13 protein-coding genes are annotated in these 18488 nt (G+C 57.0%); 10 read left to right on the forward strand and 3 right to left on the reverse strand.

Going from position 1 to position 18488, the window contains the following annotated elements; translation table 11 throughout:
• The first annotated feature begins 44 nt into the window (after window positions 1–44).
• The 10 genes from D9K61_RS16120 (at window position 45) to D9K61_RS16165 (ending at window position 13305) form a co-directional block, all read left to right on the forward strand.
• Window positions 45–512 carry an ATP-binding protein gene (locus D9K61_RS16120; RefSeq protein ID WP_120634225.1) on the forward strand — a complete coding sequence of 156 codons (468 nt, stop codon included), beginning with the start codon at window positions 45–47 and terminating at the stop codon, window positions 510–512.
• A 13-nt stretch (window positions 513–525) separates the two neighbouring features.
• A complete protein-coding gene (locus D9K61_RS16125; RefSeq protein ID WP_120634226.1) occupies window positions 526–1293 on the forward strand; it encodes a hypothetical protein in 768 nt (255 codons plus the stop codon).
• Complete coding sequence (locus tag D9K61_RS16130; RefSeq protein WP_120634227.1) at window positions 1293–3527, forward strand: MFS transporter; 2235 nt, start codon at window positions 1293–1295, stop codon at window positions 3525–3527. The genes D9K61_RS16125 and D9K61_RS16130 overlap by 1 nt, the downstream gene beginning before the upstream one ends.
• Window positions 3528–3609: 82 nt before the next feature.
• Window positions 3610–4635: an ABC transporter substrate-binding protein gene (locus tag D9K61_RS16135; RefSeq protein WP_162946938.1), complete on the forward strand. Its 1026-nt coding sequence runs from the start codon at window positions 3610–3612 to the stop codon at window positions 4633–4635.
• On the forward strand, window positions 4632–5411 hold the full coding sequence (locus D9K61_RS16140) for a hypothetical protein (RefSeq protein WP_120634229.1): 780 nt from the start codon (window positions 4632–4634) through the stop codon (window positions 5409–5411). Before D9K61_RS16135 ends, D9K61_RS16140 begins: the two co-directional genes overlap by 4 nt.
• Before the next feature lie 677 nt (window positions 5412–6088).
• Window positions 6089–7258, forward strand: a complete 1170-nt coding sequence (locus D9K61_RS27910) for a PP2C family protein-serine/threonine phosphatase (RefSeq protein WP_371688485.1) — start codon at window positions 6089–6091, stop codon at window positions 7256–7258.
• 25 nt (window positions 7259–7283) lie between these two features.
• Window positions 7284–9098 (forward strand): sulfotransferase, encoded by a 1815-nt coding sequence (locus D9K61_RS16150; protein ID WP_120634231.1) that lies wholly within the window; start codon window positions 7284–7286, stop codon window positions 9096–9098.
• A gap of 3 nt (window positions 9099–9101) precedes the next feature.
• Entirely contained in the window at window positions 9102–10397 is a 1296-nt protein-coding gene (locus D9K61_RS16155; protein ID WP_120634232.1) for a TfuA-like protein, read from the forward strand.
• On the forward strand, window positions 10394–11623 hold the full coding sequence (locus tag D9K61_RS16160; RefSeq protein ID WP_120634233.1) for a YcaO-like family protein: 1230 nt from the start codon (window positions 10394–10396) through the stop codon (window positions 11621–11623). Before D9K61_RS16155 ends, D9K61_RS16160 begins: the two co-directional genes overlap by 4 nt.
• A 62-nt stretch (window positions 11624–11685) precedes the next feature.
• Window positions 11686–13305: a hypothetical protein gene (locus tag D9K61_RS16165; RefSeq protein ID WP_162946939.1), complete on the forward strand. Its 1620-nt coding sequence runs from the start codon at window positions 11686–11688 to the stop codon at window positions 13303–13305.
• 63 nt (window positions 13306–13368) lie between these two features.
• Here D9K61_RS16165 and D9K61_RS16170 read toward each other — a convergent pair whose 3' ends face one another.
• From D9K61_RS16170 to D9K61_RS16180, 3 genes are read right to left on the reverse strand one after another with little or no spacing between them, the layout of a single operon-like run.
• Entirely contained in the window at window positions 13369–14574 is a 1206-nt protein-coding gene (locus D9K61_RS16170; RefSeq protein WP_120634235.1) for a hypothetical protein, read from the reverse strand.
• A 7-nt stretch (window positions 14575–14581) separates the two neighbouring features.
• Window positions 14582–15514 (reverse strand): M23 family metallopeptidase, encoded by a 933-nt coding sequence (locus D9K61_RS16175; protein ID WP_120634236.1) that lies wholly within the window; start codon window positions 15512–15514, stop codon window positions 14582–14584.
• The gene (locus D9K61_RS16180) at window positions 15511–18483 is read right to left on the reverse strand and encodes an NHLP bacteriocin export ABC transporter permease/ATPase subunit (RefSeq protein ID WP_120634237.1); all 2973 of its coding nucleotides are present in this window, start codon (window positions 18481–18483) and stop codon (window positions 15511–15513) included. Before D9K61_RS16180 ends, D9K61_RS16175 begins: the two co-directional genes overlap by 4 nt.
• Between the last annotated feature and the right edge of the window lie 5 nt (window positions 18484–18488).

An 18488-nucleotide genomic window follows, 5' to 3' on the forward strand; every position in this document is an offset into this window, starting at 1 on the left:
AAGCTATACAATCTAAAATAGAAGCAAGCACAAAATTGTGAATAATGCGCGCTGTTTGGCCGATGGATCAGAAGGTGACATTTCAGATGTTGAAAGCCGAAATCCAGCTCGCCAACACACTTTCGGCTGTGCCGGGCTTGCTGGACCAACTGGATCGGACCCTTGCCGCCATGGATGTGCCTGATGCCGACGCATTTCAGGTCAAGCTCGCGCTGGAAGAATTGATCACCAACGCCATAAACTACGGGTTTGACGCGGGGCAGACCTCACAGCTTGAGGTAGCCCTGCAACGCCAAAACGAAGACCTCATTTGCGAGTTGAGAGATCATGGCCGGATTTTCAATCCGTTGGACGTGGTCGAGCCAGACGTGACGCTGGATGTTGACCATCGCAAGGTTGGCGGGCTAGGCGTGTTTTTCGTTCGTCAAGTCATGGACGACGTAAGCTATGAAAGAGCCGGCAATATGAATGTGATGCGTCTGCGCAAAACGTTGGGCCGTGAAGGCGAATAGGAAGGCGAAGACAATGATGCGTGTGCTGGTTGGGAGCTTTGCAGCAAGGCTCATCGCCTATCTGGCGGTGGCATTTGCTATTGCTCTGGCAGCGGCAGTTGCCCTAACGATAGCCAAGCTGTCCACCGCACTTACGCAGGCGGTTGACGGGCGCTACAGAATTGTCGCGACGGACCTGCGTGCCAATATTGAGACAGGGGTGAATTTTGGCCTCGCGGTCGAAGAGATCGTATCCAATGTATCGGTGCAGATTGAAGACAGGCTTGAGTCCGACGCCGAGATTTTGGCCATCCGGCTGATTGCTGAGGATGGTCAGGAAATCCTCGCGTTGCAGTCGCAAACAGAAGGCCGAGAAAGTGCACAGGCAGAAGATATCGCAACGGTATCCGAACCAATCATCAACTCTTTCGGAGCCGAAGTGGGGCGTGTGGAAGTTTCCTACGACCCGCGTGGTGCACAGAGTATTCTTGCTGAGTCCACCCGAATTCTGGCTTTGGAAGCTGCCGCGCTGCTTGCGGCCTGCGTCGGTGTGATCGGAGTGGCCAGTCTGATGGCCGCGCGGCGTATCGATCAAAGGCTGGACCGGCTGACGGTGCAGTTGGAAAATGACATGTCGCCTGAGACGATGTCCGAGGTAAGTGGCGATCAGCTGGATCAGCTGGCGCAAAGCGCCGTGCACGCCTATCGCACAAGCCAGGCAGAGTTGGATGATCTGGACGGAGAGGTGCAGCGCTTGTCCTATTCGGCGCAGCCAGCCGAACCGGGCAAGGGGGTGACCTGATGGATCAGATGTCCAGACGTTTTACCCTTTTTATCCTGTCGGCGGCGGTTCTATGTCTCGTTGTCTCCGTGAGCGCCTTGGGTCTGCGCTCGATCGGGTTGCTTGAGCGCAATGTGCGACCCATTCTTGAAACCAATGCGATGGTCGTCACTGAACGCGTGCGTGACCGCATCGAAAGCGCTGTGGCGATGGGGATACCCTATGAGGGGCTGGCGCAGGTGGACGAATATCTTGACCGTGCGCTGGAGGGCAGCCATGGCATTTCAAGCATCGTTCTGACGTCTCCCCGTGGCGTGGCGATGTATGCCTCAGGCCAGGCGCAATCGAATCCTAACCAGACCGGAGCTGATACCGAAGCACCGAGCGGTTCGGAGCAGGCGGAGCCTGATCGTGTGCGGGACCGTGGCTTGCAGGCTTTGCCTGCGGGGATACAAAGCGAACTGCTGCGCTGGCTGTCGCCCGAGATGTCCGCCACGGGCGACCCGACGCAGGGTGATACCGCCGGAAGCGGCGTTGTCGTCCTGCCGTTGCTGACCGCAGATGGAACAGAGTTCGGGCAGATTGTCACCCGTATTGACCAAACCTTTGTGACGCAGCAACTGCTAGATGCTGCAGCCGATATCTTGGTCATGGTCTTCGTAGCTGTGGTGTTGGCAGTCGAGATTTTGCTGGTCGTGACGTCCGCCAGCATCAGCAGCCCGTTGGCACAGGTGGCCAGGCTGCTCAATGCGCTGGTGGGCCGAGATTTCCGTCGGTTGGAAAAACCGGCTGGAGGCGTGCATATGCGTCGTGCAATACGGGCAGGCAATGCTCTTTTGGAAACGCTGTCGACCCGGATGGCGGATACAAAAACGCGCATTGAAACCGGCCTTGCTGACGCCGCCGATGCAGATCGGATGCGCACCCGGCTAAAAGCTGTTGGTGAGTTCGTGGAGGACGGGCGCAACAAGATCGGCACGGCAGCCCACCTGGCAGGTGTGCGCGGTGCCGCATTCTTGTTTGTGATGACAGAAGAACTGACTCGACCGTTTCTGCCACAATTCATCTCGGAAGTGCTGGGCAGCGGACCCGCACAAGGGTTCGACGGATTTGACAGTACCATTCTGATCGCGGTTCCGATCTCGGCCTTTATGTTGGGCGCCGCGGTGGTCGGAACGCTTGCGGCGGGTTGGGCCGATCGGGTCGGGCGCCGGAATGGCTTTATGATAGGCGCCGCACTGGCCAGCCTCGGCCTTGTTGTAACCGCCTTTGCTCCGAGCCTCGAGATTCTGATTTTGGCCCGTACTGTTTCCGGGGTTGGGTACGCTTTGTGCTTCTTGTCTTGCCAAGGGCAGGCGATAGACCAGACCACAACTGCCAACCGCACACGGGGCATGTCTGTTTTCGTGGGCGGCATCATGGCGGCGGATGTCTGCGGGCCGGCGATTGGTGGCATTCTGGCAGAACAGTTCGGCTTTAGGTCCGCGCTTTTGGTCGCCGCCGCATTGGGCGTGCTCAGCATTCTACTGGCGATGCGATTGTTGGACGGGCGCAGCGATGGGGCACAGTCTTACACGTCAACGCATTTTGGATTTGAACCCAAAATTATCTTTGAGTGCATGCGCCAACCGCGCTTTGTAGTTGCCGCCTTGCTTGCGGCTTTGCCAGCCAAACTTCTGCTGTCGGGCTTCTTGTTCTTCCTGGTTCCCCTGCTCCTGACCGATATTGGGGCGACCAGCAATGAAATTGGCCGCATCACGATGCTATACGGGGCGTCGGCGCTGATCCTTTTGTCGCTGTTCTCGCGGCTATGCGACCGGTTCGGGCTGCATGCCTTCATGGTGAGCGTCGGAGCCCTGCTGACGGGATGGGGATTGGTGCCTTTGGCCTATGGCGCCACGGTGTCGGCAGTGGCGTGGTCGGTTTTGATCCTTGGCGTTGCACAGGCCATGAGCATTTCGGCGCAATCGGCTCTGTTTACGATTCTGGCAAAACACGAGATCGAGACGTATGGGCCGGGTCGGGTCTTGGGTATCTATCGCATGACTGAACGAGCCGGGTCAGTCATCGGGCCTCTGCTAGCCGGTATTCTATCGCAGTATTGGGGTCTCGCAGGTGCGGCCGCAATTCTGGGCGGGTTATCCGTTGTCACAGGTACCGGTTTTGCGGCTTTCTTCCTGGTTTCGGGCTTGCGGTCTGAGGATGACGACCTGAAAACGCGCGGCACAAGGGGGTACGATGTTGAGGCTGTGTAATCCACGCGTCGCTCTTGCGAGCTGGTGTGCCCTGACATTGGTGACGATCTTTGGCGCCGGAAGTTTGCGGGCGCAGGACCAGATGCCAGACCTTTGTGAACGTCCGCATATCGACGGCGTGCCCCATATCGTGATGATTTTGTGGCGCGGTCCGACAACCGTCGAGCAAGGGCTTCAGGCCTATCTCGACAGTCGTGACCTGACATTCAATGTCACCTGCCTTAGTGCTGATCGGGACAGCTCGCGTTTCGCGCAGCTTGTTGAGCAGGCAAAGGAGCTGGAACCCGACCTGTTGTACACTTGGGGGACGTCTGCAACTTTGGCCGCGGTTGGTACATATGAAGAAGATGCGGCGGTGTTTCCGGTATCGCAAACACCGGTTCTGTTCACGATGGTATCTTATCCGGTTCAGTCTAAAATCGTGCCAAATTTTGACGGCAGCGGGCGAAACCTGACAGGCAGTTCGCATACTGTGCCGTTGGAGTCCCAACTCAAGGCGATGCTTGCCTATCGCGACGTGACCCGGATTGGGATGATCTTCAATCCGCGCGAAGACAACTCGGTCCTGAACATGCATGAGATGCGTGCTCTGACCGAAGAGATCGGCATTGAGCTTGTGGCTATTTCGGTTCCTCTCAAAGAGCGGCAGGACGAGTCCGACACAGAAGTCGAAGCTGACAGGGGCGACGAGGAAGTTTCCGAAGGCCAGCCTGACCCCTCGACCTTGCCAGAGTTGATTGCCCTGATGGCCGCACAAGACGTACAGTTTCTGTATATCGGTCCGGATAATTTTGTGGGGACCAACCAGGAAACCATAATTGGCGAGGCCTTGTCGTATGGTATCCCAAGCTTTACCGGTACCGAGCTTGAGATCCTCGACGGGGACGCATTGGTCGGGCTGGTCACGCCATATTACAATCTCGGACTTCTCAACGGATCGCTGATTGAGCGGATCCTTCTAGATGGTGAAGCACCCGAGACAATTCCGATCGGTACTCTGGCGCGGTTTACCTATATCGTGCGCATGAATGTAGCGCTGCGCATTGGTGTATTCCCGCCACTGGATATTCTGGAGTTTGCCCGCATTCTCGAAGGAGAGTCCGAATGATGGCCACTGCGTCCCAAGGACCGGCCAACGCAGCTGGGGGCCGCGCACCTTTGCATGAGGGCTGGCCTCAGGCCCTGCCATATGGGCTAGCACTGCGCAAAATGGATATCGGCGATTTGGACAGGCTGGTGGAATTGCATGCTGAGCTGCATCAACTGAGCCACCAGCAGCCCGCACCATTCGTACGCGAAAAAGATGAGTTCTTTGCCGAACATCTGACAAATGCAGGGGAGGTTTGGGGCCTTTGGGAAAATGCAGGACCCAAATACCAGCTCGCCGGATATACCGTCATTGGATTACCAGCCGCGTCCGACCCGGTAAATTTCGGGCGTGATCTAGGGATAGATGACGAGGCGCGCCTCGCTCTGGTTGCGCATTTGGATGGGACAGGTGTTTTGCCGCATCGGCGCGGGCTTGGCTTGCAACGCTACCTGACTGGGTATCGCATGGAGCGGGCGCGGACATTGGGACGCAAAACCGTGATATCCATGGCGTCACCGCAGAACGGTTTTTCCTTGTCGAACCTGTTGCAATGTGGCCTGACGGTTCAACGATTGATCCACAAATATGATGCGTTGCGGTTTGTTTTGGTTCGGACTCTGCCTGACCAACCAACATATGAGGACGACTACCAATCGGTCACGGTACCGCTGCTGGCAAAGTCAGAAGAACATGAACGGCGCTTGCAGGCAGGCTGCGTGGGCATCGCATTGCGAGATGTCGATGGTACCTTGTCGCTCGTCTACGCAAAGCCGGGGAAGGAGGCCGCCCGATGACGTCCGGCTCCGACACCGCGGCACTTGCAAGGCTTAGCTTGCGCAGTCGGATCACGACTATCGTCTGTATCGTGTTTCTGGTTCTCACCGCGCTTTTGCTTTTCGAGATGCACAGCCGCGAACGGGCAATGCAAACGCGGCTGGAAAATGCGTTGCTGACAAGCCTTCAACTCAATCTCGAGAGCTTGCAGGACGTCGAGTTTCAGCGTGCAGAGGCCTATGCGCGCCGGTTTCAGGAAAACCGGGAGCTTGCTCAGGGGTTGCTTGACGGTGATACCGACCTGATTGATCTTCAGCTTGTGGAATTGCAAGCCGACCTTGACCCCACCGCTGCGCAGTTTGTCAGCTTCGATGGCGAGTTTCTTGGCGGCTCCGACAGCCCGCTGGTCGAAGCACCGATTTTGCAAGCCAGGCATCTGGAATTGTTGCGGGCTCAGGGGCGCGTGACCACCGGGCTGATATTCGGGGCAGACGGGTCTCTGGTCCATGTCGCGGCTGCCCCGCTCTTTGTGCAGGCGCGTCCGGTAGCTGCGGCGATCGTCGTTAGCCCGTTTCAACGCACAACTGATAAGTTGGCCAAAGGATTCGGTTCGCAGGTTCTGACCTTGTCGGAGGACGGAGACGTCTTGCAAAGCAGCGGCACCGTCATGGTCGACGAGCAGCGGACCAAAATCAACATGCAGGCGACCGGGTCGGGCATTTCCCTTCTGGAAGATGATGGAAGGTTTCTTCAGGTTGCCAGCTTGCCTGTTCCGAGCACGTTTCTAGACGCACCGCTGCACGTCGTGGGTATTCAAGATGCCTCTGAAGCGCTGCGCGAAACCTGGATCGGAAACGCCGTATCCGCTCTTGCGCTTGCTAGCGGCCTCACGCTGTTTCTTGCATTTATCAACTGGTCGCTCAGACACTCGTTCTTTCCTTTGAATGCGGTGATACGGTCGCTCGACGCTTTGTCGGAAGGTAAAACAGATCAGGCCGTGAACGTGCCAAAGACAGATGATGAAATCGGCAGACTTGCCGGTACGTTCGAAGTTTTTCGAAAAAGTATGGAAGCCCGTGGCGAATTGGAACGGGTCAACCGCGAACTGGATGTGGCGACACGTATTCAGCAGCAATGCCTTCCAACAACATTTCCCGAATTGGCAGAAATGAGTTTCGCTGCGGACATGGTGCCGATGCGCGAGGTCGGAGGGGACTTTTACGATGTATTCGACTTACCGTCGGGCAAGATCGGGTGCGTGATTGCCGATGTTTCCGACAAAGGCATGGGGGCAGCCCTGTTCATGGCCATCTCGCGCACCGTCATGCGGGCGATTGCAGCATCGGCGCAGGGGCCCGCAGATTGCGTGACGATGGTGAACAACTACCTTTGCGTCGACAATGACGCGATGCTCTTTGTCACCTTGTTCTATGTCGAAATCGACCCGAATACTGGCGCGATGGTTTTCTGCAACGCAGGGCATAATCCGCCGGTCATCGTCGGTCCCGAAACCGAACCACGTTATCTGAAATTCGATCAGGGTCAGCCTGCATTGGCCGTGTGGGAAGATTTCGACTACGAGGAAGAGACTGGCGCGCTTAACTCGGGAGAGACGTTGTTTTGCTACACAGATGGCGTGACCGAAGCGATGTCGGCCAAGCTGGAAGAGTATGGCGAAGCGCGCCTGCTGGAGGCGATGCGCCCGCTGATGGGGGCCACGCCTTCGGACCAACTCGAAGCGATCATGAAGTCGGTTTCGACCTTTACGGAAGGGGCTGAAACCAGTGATGACATCACCTGCCTGTCGATAGAGTTCAAGGGGCAGTCATCGCAGTCGGAAGGCAATATCGCGGAGCAGGCGGATTGAACAAGCAAGTTGACGGGAGGTGGGCATGAAAACCATTGCAACCTGGCTGGTACATATTGTCCGCGCAACCCGTGTCGGATGGAGTTTGCCTGCCGCCATGGAGGCCGGACCCAAGGGTCAGCTTTTTGCCGATTTGATGCAAGCCCAGATAGCAGAGAAACTGTCGGCAGACAGATTGGTCAGCTATGAAACAGTTCGCGATACGGTGCGAGAGGCGGTATCGGTGCTTCATCGCGAGGGAACCGACGCAACTGGCGAGGTCTTTGCCAAGGCGCAGCGCTTAGCTGCGCCGCTCGCCGACACGGATCCGGAATTGGACGCCCTTTCGCAAAGCTGGATCGAGCAGGCCATGGCCTTCTACGACGTCCGGCTCGGTGATTTGAAATCTGCAGAGGCCCGGCTGGAACGGGCCATGGCGGATGATACGCGACTAGAGCAGGACTTTGGCTATGACCTGATGCATATCGGGCGCATTCATACACTTCACCTTTGGGCGCGGGTTCAGGCGGCAAAAGGCGATGTTTCGACTGCGCTTCAGACCACGGATGCAGTCTTGATTTATCTGCATGGCGGTGGCGAGGATTTGCCCTTCGGCACCGGGTGGTCTTCGAACCTCGCTAAGCAAATCCGACCCGACCTCGCTTCGGCCATGACCTGCCGGATCTGTAGTGAAATCGGAGCTATCGTGCAGTCAATGTCTCAGGCCGAGGCGCGACAGTATCTGTTGGTGATGCCGGGGCTTAAACAGGTTGCCGCTTTGGGCATCTATGACGAGATAACCGCATGGCGCAGTGCAAAATTGGCTTGGTGCGAAGGTCAGGTTTACGATTTTTTTGAGTCGCTCGTTCCAGCTCTTATGGCCGGGCGCGGGCAAACATGCCTGTGGTACACGATGGTGCTGGATGCGGTTTCGGTTGCAAAAGGACTGAGAGAGCAAAGTGGTCTTTTGTTTGCACAGGATGTTGCACAGCGGGCCGAAGAAGACACCGCAGACCCGATTGTCTTGCCCGGTGTAATTCGGGCTGCCTTGCGAAACTGCGATGCGGTATCCCTTTCGGTTCCTTTGATTGTGAATTGGCCAAAACGCCGATTTCATTTGATGTGCATGGGGTTGCCCAGATCAGGGACGACGTCTCTGTTTACGCTCTTCCGCCCCATGCGCGCAGCAAATGAATATGCCGAGAAAGCAACCATCGACGCACTGACCGGTCAGATACCGGGTTCAGACCTGGCTACTTTTTTGGCCCGGCGCGACCGCGAAAGCGCGTTGGAGATGGATGCTGCCAGTTTCTTGCATCTCGCAGCGCCGGAATTGGTGACCCAGTGCCCAGACGCTGGCTTTGTGTTGCCTATCAGGCCGCCTGCGGAGTGGTTCGAAAGCTATCTAAAAATGCTGCTGCGCTGGCATGACGGGTTTCAAGCCAAAGGCCGCACCCCGCCAGACTGGATGAAGGCGTATGGCCAACTCCTGTTTGGCCATTTTGATTGGGCGGAAATCGCCACGGAAGACGCGCGCGAACGTTTCATGCCGAAGGTTGCGGAACGGTTTCTTGGTCATTGGGCTGATGCCACTTCGCGCACGCTCGAAGTTCTTCCACCGCAACGCCGGCTTGTCTTACACACGCATGATCTTGGGCGGCGGCGTGGAGATTTGGCCCAATTGGCTGGCATCACAGAAGAGCACATCACAACGGAAAGCCATGCCAATATCAGCCCGCCGGGCCCGGATATTCTGCAAGGAATATCCAGGTCGGAATTGGCGCAGATGGCGCAAGAAATCTGTGGCCCAGCCTATTTAGCCGCAAGCGTCGAAGCCGACGCGCACCAGGCGACTGTTTAGAAAATGACAGTGCAGGAAAGTCAGATGCTCTCGGGTCGGGATCTTGTCTTTCTGGGACCATCCCTATCTTTGCCAAAGGCGGTTGCGCTGCACCCCGAAGCGGTTATTCGACCACCAATCAAATTCGGCGATCTCTATGCTGTTCTGGCCCGCCCGCCCGCCCGGGTCTTGATCATCGATGGTTTTTTTCACGCGCAGACACCGGTCTGGCAGCGAGAAATCCTTTCGGCGCTTCACGCTGGTATCGAGATTTTTGGAACATCAAGCATGGGAGCGTTGCGGGCGTTAGAGCTGGCACCTTATGGCATGGTCGGATTAGGAGAGGTCTTTCGACTGTTCGAAAACGGCGAGATCGAAGGGGATGACGAAGTGGCACTAAGTCACGGCCCAGCTGAGATGGGGTATGTCGAACTTTCCGTTCCTTTGGTTGATCTGCGTTGGGTGGTAGGAGAGATATTTGGAAATGAACCTCAGACTGGCAATCTGATCGCACAGGTCAAATCCTGGGGGCATGTGAATCGAACCGTGGAACGGATCGTCGCTGCGGCCGACCGGTTGGGGTTAAACGGCGCAGAGTTGAGGCACTCACTGGCGAACCGAACCCGATTGAAAACCTTGGATGCAAGGGCCGCGTTGATGCTGTTGGCCGATAGCGGGCCTGCGGGTGCCCACAAGGCTGACCTGTGGCCAATCCCCGGCCCGGCGCTGCTTGATGTTGAACCGCGGCTATCGCGCCTTGTGAATGGGCCAGAAGGCCGGCCGTTGTCTCTGAGTGCGCAGTTGCAGGCCCGTGCCGAACAGCCCGGAGTCTTGTCCGAGGCGTGGCGACTGAGTCGACGTCATTGGTTTCTTCAAGATTGGTGTGCATTGACGCGGCAAGGCCCGAACGAGGCGGAGGTTTCACGGTTTGCAGGTCAAGCCGTAAGCGAACATGCGAAGGCGAACGGGCAAAACCAAGAATGCTGGCTTGCATTGCATGGGGTGCGGTTTGACGAGCTATCATCCATTTTTCAGGGCTACGCCACAAGCGATTGGATCGCGCGGCGACCCGTTGAAGATCTGAATTTGATAGGTCGCTTCGGTCCTGAGGTGCCCTCCGAAATGGCAGTCTTACTTGACTGGGCAGCGCGCTCTGGCGTGGTCCCGCCTGAGGATGCGGCGAAAGAGGTAACTGCGACTGCCGCTTGGCTCGTGCAACAGGGTCCGTTGTTTTTTGGGGCTGTGGACTGGCATGAGGACGTCGCCCTACTCGATACATCAACCGCTGGAAATCAGCTGTTCGAGCGGACCAGACCATGAACACCAGCACGCATGATCTGAGTGGACTTCACTTCGCAGCAGGACTGTCGAAACACTCACGCCAACTGGGTCAAATGCGTAAGTATTCGGCGGAAGAAACTTGGACCCGTATCCAACCTGATCTGAAGTCATGCGGTGTGACCCGCGTCGCCTCCATCACGCCTCTAGATGTGCTGGGTGTTCCGTCCTGGGTCGCCGTGCGCCCAGGTGGCATGGTGCTTCAGGTGTCCAATGGCAAGGGGCTGTCCGATGCCGCTGCGCGCGTGTCCGCCGCAATGGAGGCCTGCGAGTTACATCGGGCTGAACACCCTTTGCCCAGCCAGATTTGGCAGGCTTCGAGCCGATCCCTTCCGAACGAGCGGAGTGGAGGGGCAAACCGCATCCTGCGCCCGCATGAGCTACCGGGTCTGTTGCCGCGATACTATGATGATGGGTTTGCGGGGGAATGGATCCTGGGTGTAAACCTGTGCGACAGCCAACCGTGTTTTGCGCCCTCAAGCGCTGTCTATTTCCTGCGCAGACCTGGGTATTATGACACCAGTTCGAATGGTCTCGCCTCTGGGAATTCGTTGGCCGAGGCCTATCTGCACGGGCTTTACGAGGTCATTGAGCGCGACGCGATGTGTGCCGTTCGACAGAATGGAAAGCTGTTGCTACGGCAAAGAGCGCAGATCATCGACCCCGATAGCGTCGATGACCCGGTTGCGCGACTGATCCTTGATCGTTGTCACGAAACGGGTTCCGAGATGCGACTGTTCGCGCTTCCAGGCGCAGTGAATCTGCCCGTCATCTGGGCTGTTTTGTTAGATCAAGGCTCTGGTTCCGCCCGGACGAGTTGCAATGTCGGGTGGGGATGTCATGCGCAGCCGCATATCGCTCTTCACCGTGCCATCACCGAAGCCGCTCAGTCCAGACTTGGCATGATCCATGGCGCCCGCGACGATATTCTGCGCAAGCCTGTCCACGCGGTGGAAGGTCCTGCGACGAGCCCGGTCTTCGCGTTTTTTCGAACCCTGAAACCCGATACTTCCTGGGCCACGATTTCCAAAGCCCCTTACCTGGATCCGGGACAAGGGTCGGACATCGCGATCAGAAGGATTGTGGATGCGCTTGAGAAAAATGGTCGTGGCCCTGTATTCGGGTTCGATCTCAGCGATCCTACACATAGTTTCTTTGCTGCTCGAATCCTGGCCCCCAAGCTCAAATTCGACAAAGCACTATTTTAGGTTGTGTCGCGTGGAATAGTGCGAAACTATGATCGTAACACGGTTCTTAGAGGAGCGATATCTTGACCAGCATGATCGAGACCGGACGGGGAGAATCCAACGTAGAAATGCGCAACCGTAACCGCTATGTCGACACGCTTAGCGACTTTTCACCTGAAGAGATGGAAAGCCTCTGCCAGGTGAAGCGCTTCATCGAGTGTTATGAGGGCGATCGTGATTTCCGCAAAGCACTGGATGACGGCGGCAATTTCTCTGACGACCAGCGTAAGATGCTGAAAGACATCGGGGTGACATTTGAACCCGAAGAGCTTGCCCTGCTGTGGGAGCGGCCGAGCTTCAACGCCGAGTTCAGTCACCACGCGTTTCCGGTGGACAGTTTCGAAGAACTGCCGACCGATATTCACGAGACATTGGCGCGTTATCCGCGTTTGCGCGCGTGGTTTTTGTGGCGGTTTCGGCGCGAGAATATTGGCTTTGTTCAGAAGAAAATGGTGTTAACTACGCCGTCGCTGAGCAAAGAATACACGGTTTGGCGCGCACGTCGTATCGCAACCACACGGAATGAACTTGGTAGCTACGGCTGGGATATCGATCATCCCTGTCATGCCGTCGAGATGGCCGTTGGGTGTTCTGTGGGCTGCCATTTCTGTGCTTTCGATGCGCCGAAGCTGCAAACGGTATATGACGTTTCAGTACCGGAAAACCAAGCGATGGTGGCAGGGGTCGCGCAGGGCATGGCTGATGTGCTGGGGTGGCCAGCCGCACATGGGATGCTGTACTGGAGCACGGAACCCCATGATAATCCGCACTACGTGAAACTGTTGGAGATCTGGCATTCGATTACCGGTGCGTCTTTGTGCACCGCGACAGCGCGTGCCAAGGAAGACTGGGTCGGCGAGTTGATCGGTTTTTACAGCAAAGTTCCGGCGCCGTGGCCGCGTATCAGCGTCCTGTCACGCAACATCATGCGGCGGCTGCACAAAACGTTCACGCCTTCGGAAATGCGCGACACGATCCTTCTGATGCAGCAGGCTGACGCTGAAGTTTTCCGTGCCAAGGTGCCCGGGGGCCGCGAGCGTATGCTGCAGCAGCTGGTCGAGTCGGACGACTTGCGAAATATTGACACGGACAATCCGCCCGACGGATTTGACGTGCCCCAAGGCTCGATTGCCTGCGTCTCTGGTCTTTTGGTCAACATGGTCAACCGGTCCGTTCAATTGATCAGCCCTTGCTATACGACGCTGGAAAATCGTTATGGCTATCGCGTGTTCGACAAGGCGACATTTGAAGACGGAGAGGACTTCAAACGGGTGCTAGAAAAGATGGTAGCCCGGTCGATGGTAACCGGGCCCTATCAGGAGATGCCCATGACGTGGCGCGACGATCTGAAATTCGTCGAGCAGGACGACGGGTTCACCCTGATATCCCCGACCACCCGGCGCGATTTCCGGCGTGGAACATTGCATTTGGTCACTGGCGCGTTGATTTCCGAAGGCACGCTTACCTATGGCGAAGTGTTTGATCATCTGTCCGATCATCCGGAAATCGGTCCGATGGCGGCTATGGCAATACTCGATAACCTGTTCTCCAATGGGTATCTCTGCGAAATGGCGATTACGCAGGATTACCGCACCAGGAAGGAAGCGGAAAATCCAGCACTGCGGGATGTCGAGATCGCGTAGTTTGGCAATCAATTCTGAAATTGATCCGGCGGCCCTTTTGGCCGCCGTTTCTTTACGACCCGTTTACCGCCAACCGCCGCCACCTTCGGCCTCGCCGCCTTGGGTCGGCGATTGGTTGAAAGGCGGACGCAACACACCGACATATGCTTTGGCCTCGGTGACCTCGGCTCCGACGATGACCAGCTTGAGATGGTGCAAGTTGCACGAGAGCGCAGGATAAATCATTTGCGGGCCGTCAGGGGACCAAGTCGGTAACACATAGTGTTCAAGAAACGGCAAATCCCGCAGCGCGCTGATCTTCCCGGGCCGCGCCAGACCTGCAGATTGAAGCTGGCTGAAAGCAGATTCCCATGGTTGGGTCGAGAAGGTGTTTTCCTTTGCATATAGTTCGACGCCCAGCTTGGGTCCGACGCCATCCGGCATCAGGTCGATATTGAGAGCAGCGTCGCCCAATGGGTCAACGTACTTCCGCCAGACGGTCTCGACAGTTCCCAAGTCCCCGGGCCAGCCGATCTGGTCCAGCCATGCGATAGCGGCGTCGCAATTCAGGCCAGTTAAACATAGTCGGGTGACAACAATGTCCCGGGCCCCCATCACACCCATCTGAAAGACAGTGGCGTCTTCGGGAAGCGCATCGGCAAACTTCGCCAAATGGCTGTTGTCGATGTCCAGCTGGAAGAACCGACGTCCAAGCTCGGGCAACGCGGCGAGAAGGGCGCGATCGGTGCCTTTGGACTGTCTGTTTGGCCCCCAAAACATGCAGGGTTTGTCGAGACAGTTTTCCAAATGGTTCCCTTCGGCACTTGCGCTGTCGACTTCCAGCCAGACGTTGCCAAGCATTGGTTTCCACAGCAGCCCCTCGCGCCAGTCCAGCGCAAAGGCTGACAGATCGCCCCAGAACGCAGACCGCTTCAGAACAGGAGCGGACAACGAGGATGGATGCCCCGGCACGTGGTCTCCGGCAAGTGCGCTGATCGACCCGTTGCCCTGTGCAATTTCCCAAAGAATATCTGCGCGTGCAACAGGATCACCCAGTCGGAGTTCAAGACCCCAAAACGGCGCCATCTCTGCGGGCAATTGATCGGCCACGTGAAAGAGACGCGACATGCCGGTTGAATCGACCAGCTCGGGGCCAATACGCGGCGCGACCAGTCGCAGCACGTCGCCGACGCTTTGGCAATGCGGGGCCAGAGACCTTTTGGCAGCAGGCGTGGCTAGAACATCGTCCTCAATCGTGGATGCTGTGGCAGAGTTTGAAGGGGTGGTCATATCCCTGTTACCTCAGAACCATGTTTCGGGTCAGGAAAAGCCCGTCGAATGTAATCGGGACCGCAGACGCGGTCGAGATCGCCGCAGTGACATCGGCCACCTGGCCTTCGACGGCATGAACATGCAAATGCGGTTCCGTCGAATTGCCCGAGTTCCCGACGCGCCCCAGTTCCTGCCCTGTGCCAACACGGGTGCCCGCATCGACAGTCAGACTGCCCGGCTGGAGATGGGCCAGTAGAACGGTGATGCCGTCGCAGGTGAGCAGAGCAAAGTTTCCGGCCGGTGCCTGCGGATTCGCGCCTCCGATAGGTGTTTCGGGTTGGCCGTCGCGTGTTGCAAGAACATCTCCCTCACACGGCGCAATCACCGGCATTCCAAAGATTGCGTAATCCTCTGGGTTTGAAGAGGAAAGGGACTTGGCACGTCGCCCATCGGGCCAGAGTGCTATCAAATCCACGGCATATTTCTGGCTCGGCGTGGTGAAATGGTGGTTCACGATGATCGATTGACCGCCCTGCATAACAGCAACGCGCTCACCATTTAGCGGCAGGGCCAGATCGACGGCATCGTTGGGCACATTTCCTGCTGTCAGGATTTGTAGAAGGTTGGACAGGAACAGGGCTGTTGGCAAAGCAAATGCGATCAGTGAAATCCACCCACCCCATCTGCTCGGGACATACTGTGTTTCAGCGGATTGACGGATCGGACATGACCAAATCGTTGAGGCAATCGCCAGAACAATCAGGACCCATCGCCATTGCGATCCGATGGCCAACCAAACGGCGCCACCGAGAAACAAAAACGTCGAAAAGCTCAACAGCAGTGCCGACCGCAAAAGCCAATCCGCCCAGTTTCGCGGTCGCCTCAGGGTCAGATCGAGTGCAAACAGAAGCGGAAGGCCAAAGGTCAGGATCAAGGCCAGCCATTGGCTGTCGATCATAGAAGCTGCCTCCGCGCCAGAGCGGCAAACGATCCATCGCGGGACATCAATTCGCTGTAGCGCCCTTCTTCGATGATCTTGCCGCCCTCCAGCATGATGATCCGGTCGGCATTTACAATGGTCGTCAAGCGATGTGCCACGACGATCCGGGTCAGGTTCTGTTTGTCGAGACTAGCGTTCACGATCGACTGGGTCTTGTTGTCCAACGCGCTTGTGGCTTCATCAAGGATCAAGATGCGCGGTTTTTGCGCCATCGCGCGGGCGATCATCAATCGCTGTTTCTGACCACCCGAAAAAGTACCTGCGCCTTCAGAAACCACGGTATGAAGTTTCATCGGCATGGCTTCGATATCATCTTCGAGCCCGGCCGCAATTGCCGCTTCCATCGCATCATCCTGTGTCAGCCGCGTAGACCCTACAATGTTTTCAAAGATCGTGCCTGAAGTAAGACGGCTGCCCTGCAGAACGACCCCAATCTGGCGGCGCACGGCGCCAAGATTCAGCCCGTGCAGATCCTGCCCGTCAAAATAGACGCCGCCCGCTTCGGCTTGTTCGAAGCCAAGGATCAGGCGCAGGATCGTGGATTTTCCGGACCCGGATGCGCCGACAAACGCGACAAATTCCCCGGGGCGGATTTTGATCGAGACGTTGTCAAGGACTGGAGGACCTTCCGGGTCATAGCGGAAGGTTACGTTGGACAATTCGATCTGGCCTGTCAGCTCTCCCGGGTCGAGGGCATCGCTGCGTACTTCGGGCACCGCTTTGAGTATCGGGTCGGCGCGACGATAGAGCGGAACTATTTCGATGATCTGCGAAGCGGCAGCGGCGAAGGCCATAACCGAGGCGTTGAATTGACCCAGTGCTGCATTGAACGAGAGAAAATCACCAATGGTGAAGCCAGGACCGTCAATGCTTGAGTCATTCAGTTGGTAGTAGACATAAGCAAACACGGTGATCGAGGCAGCCACTGGAAACATCGCGTTGAAAACCTCTTGACCGGCATTCAAACGGGACGCGGCGTAGGTGTGGCTTTTGGTTTTCTGATAGAGCTTCGCCCAACGCGCAAAGGCGCGGCTTTCACTATGTGAACTTCTGAGCTTGGCGATTCCCGCAAGAAACTGGAACACCTGACCTTCGATCTTGCCCATCGTTTCCAACGCAGCCTGTTTGTGCGGAATCATCGCCCAGGTGAAAATTGTGGTCACGAGGATGACGACCAGGATCAGCCCGGTGGCGACCAATGCAAGTTCCCAAGAGTAGTAGAACAGCAGCGCGAAGGAAAAGATTGAGAAAATAAGCGAAAATACGGATTGCAATGTGGCGCCCGTCAGGACTTCGCGGATTGAGTTGATGCTGTTGGCCCGGTCAGCCAGATCACCCGAAGTGTAGTCTCTGAAAAATCCCAAAGGCAGCGCAAGCAGCCTGTCCCAGACAGCGGATTGAATGCGCCCGTCCATCTTTCCGGTCACGCGCAAAACGGTGAAGCCTCGGGTTATGTCAAAGATGAAGACGCCCAGAGCGGTTAGGATCAAAGCACCGATGACCGCTGTGAACGTGTTCAGATCGGCACGCGGCACCACGTCGGAGAACAGATAGCCAATTGAAACCGGCACGGCGAGGCCAAGCAAGCCGGACAGTAATCCCAAGCACAGCACCAGCCACAATTCACGCCGCATGCCGCGCAAACCAAATGAGAGAACTTCCTTTACGTCCAACCCCTTCAATGGGAAGGGCACATAGAACATGTAGGCAAAAGCATTTAGCTTGCTTGCGTTTCGCCAGGTCAGTTTGGTGCGTGTCCCCGACGCCGGATCTATCATGACATAGTCGCCAGAGGCAGAGCTTGGCATTAGGGCGACGGGGCGTGTTTCGTCCTCGTCCAAATACCCAACAAGCGCTCCGACATCTGAACCATACCACTTGTCGCGCAGTGCAACTCGCCGCATACGCAGCCCCGACGCGCGGGCATATTCCTTGAGCCGGTCAACCCATTTGCGGTGGGTGCCATGCTTTGGTTTCTTTGCCACACTGCCCTGGCTGCGCACCACGTGGGAAAACGCCGTGAAAAGCAGGTCTTCGCCGGTGTCGGTGTCTCCGCCGGTCTCGGCCATGTGCTCCAGGTCTGGACGCAACACGCTACCCAGCGTGGCCAATGCACCTGTAAAACGCGCTTGTCGCTGTCCGAACCGTGCCGCGCGTACTTCGGTCGCCTCGGTACGAGCCAGATCGATTTCTTCCTGGATGATCGGGAGGAAGTAGCGATGGAAGTTGTCCATAGCTTCCCAGAGACCGCCCAAGAACAGAAGTGTTGGGGTATAGGCGCAGCTGATCGTGCTGTCGGTTCCAAAACTGATCCAGCTCTGATCTGTTATGGGAACCGCTACGCCGCCTTGCTCCAACTGGCAGTCGTCACGGTCCAGAAACTTGGCATCGCCATCATCCAGCGTGCCCCAGACCACATCCTGAAACTGTGCGCAGGCATCAGTGCCTTCTGAGAACGTCTGAGCTGGTTCCGCTTCAAGCACCAGCGCGTTGCGCGGAATTCGGTTCTGGACTATGGCGTGCGACAACAGCCCGACCCAGGTATCGATCCAGTCCACGACGATAATGTCGAAGTCATCGCCCTGAACATCTGCGGCATCGCCTTCATAAAGCTGCGTACCCATGGCCGCCACAGCCCGCAGCGCCAGCCGATTGCCATTGGGCAGTTCAAGGCTGGGTACACCAAACAGCACCGCGCCGGGGCCGACATGCATGACGTGCCGCCCGGTCGAAACCACCTGATCCCCCGACATCTCGATTGCGTAGACGTCGATGTATCCCACCAGCACGAGCCAGATTTTGGACGTGTCTTCGATCAGGAAGGGACGGTGCCCGCCCACCGCCATGCGCGTGCCGGTGATCTTTCCCAGCAGTTCGGCGTCAAAGGCGTCATGAGTTTCGGTCTGAGCCATGTTTGTTTGTGTCATGTTCT

The organism is Ruegeria sp. EL01, assembly GCF_900313035.1.
Lineage (GTDB): Bacteria > Pseudomonadota > Alphaproteobacteria > Rhodobacterales > Rhodobacteraceae > Ruegeria.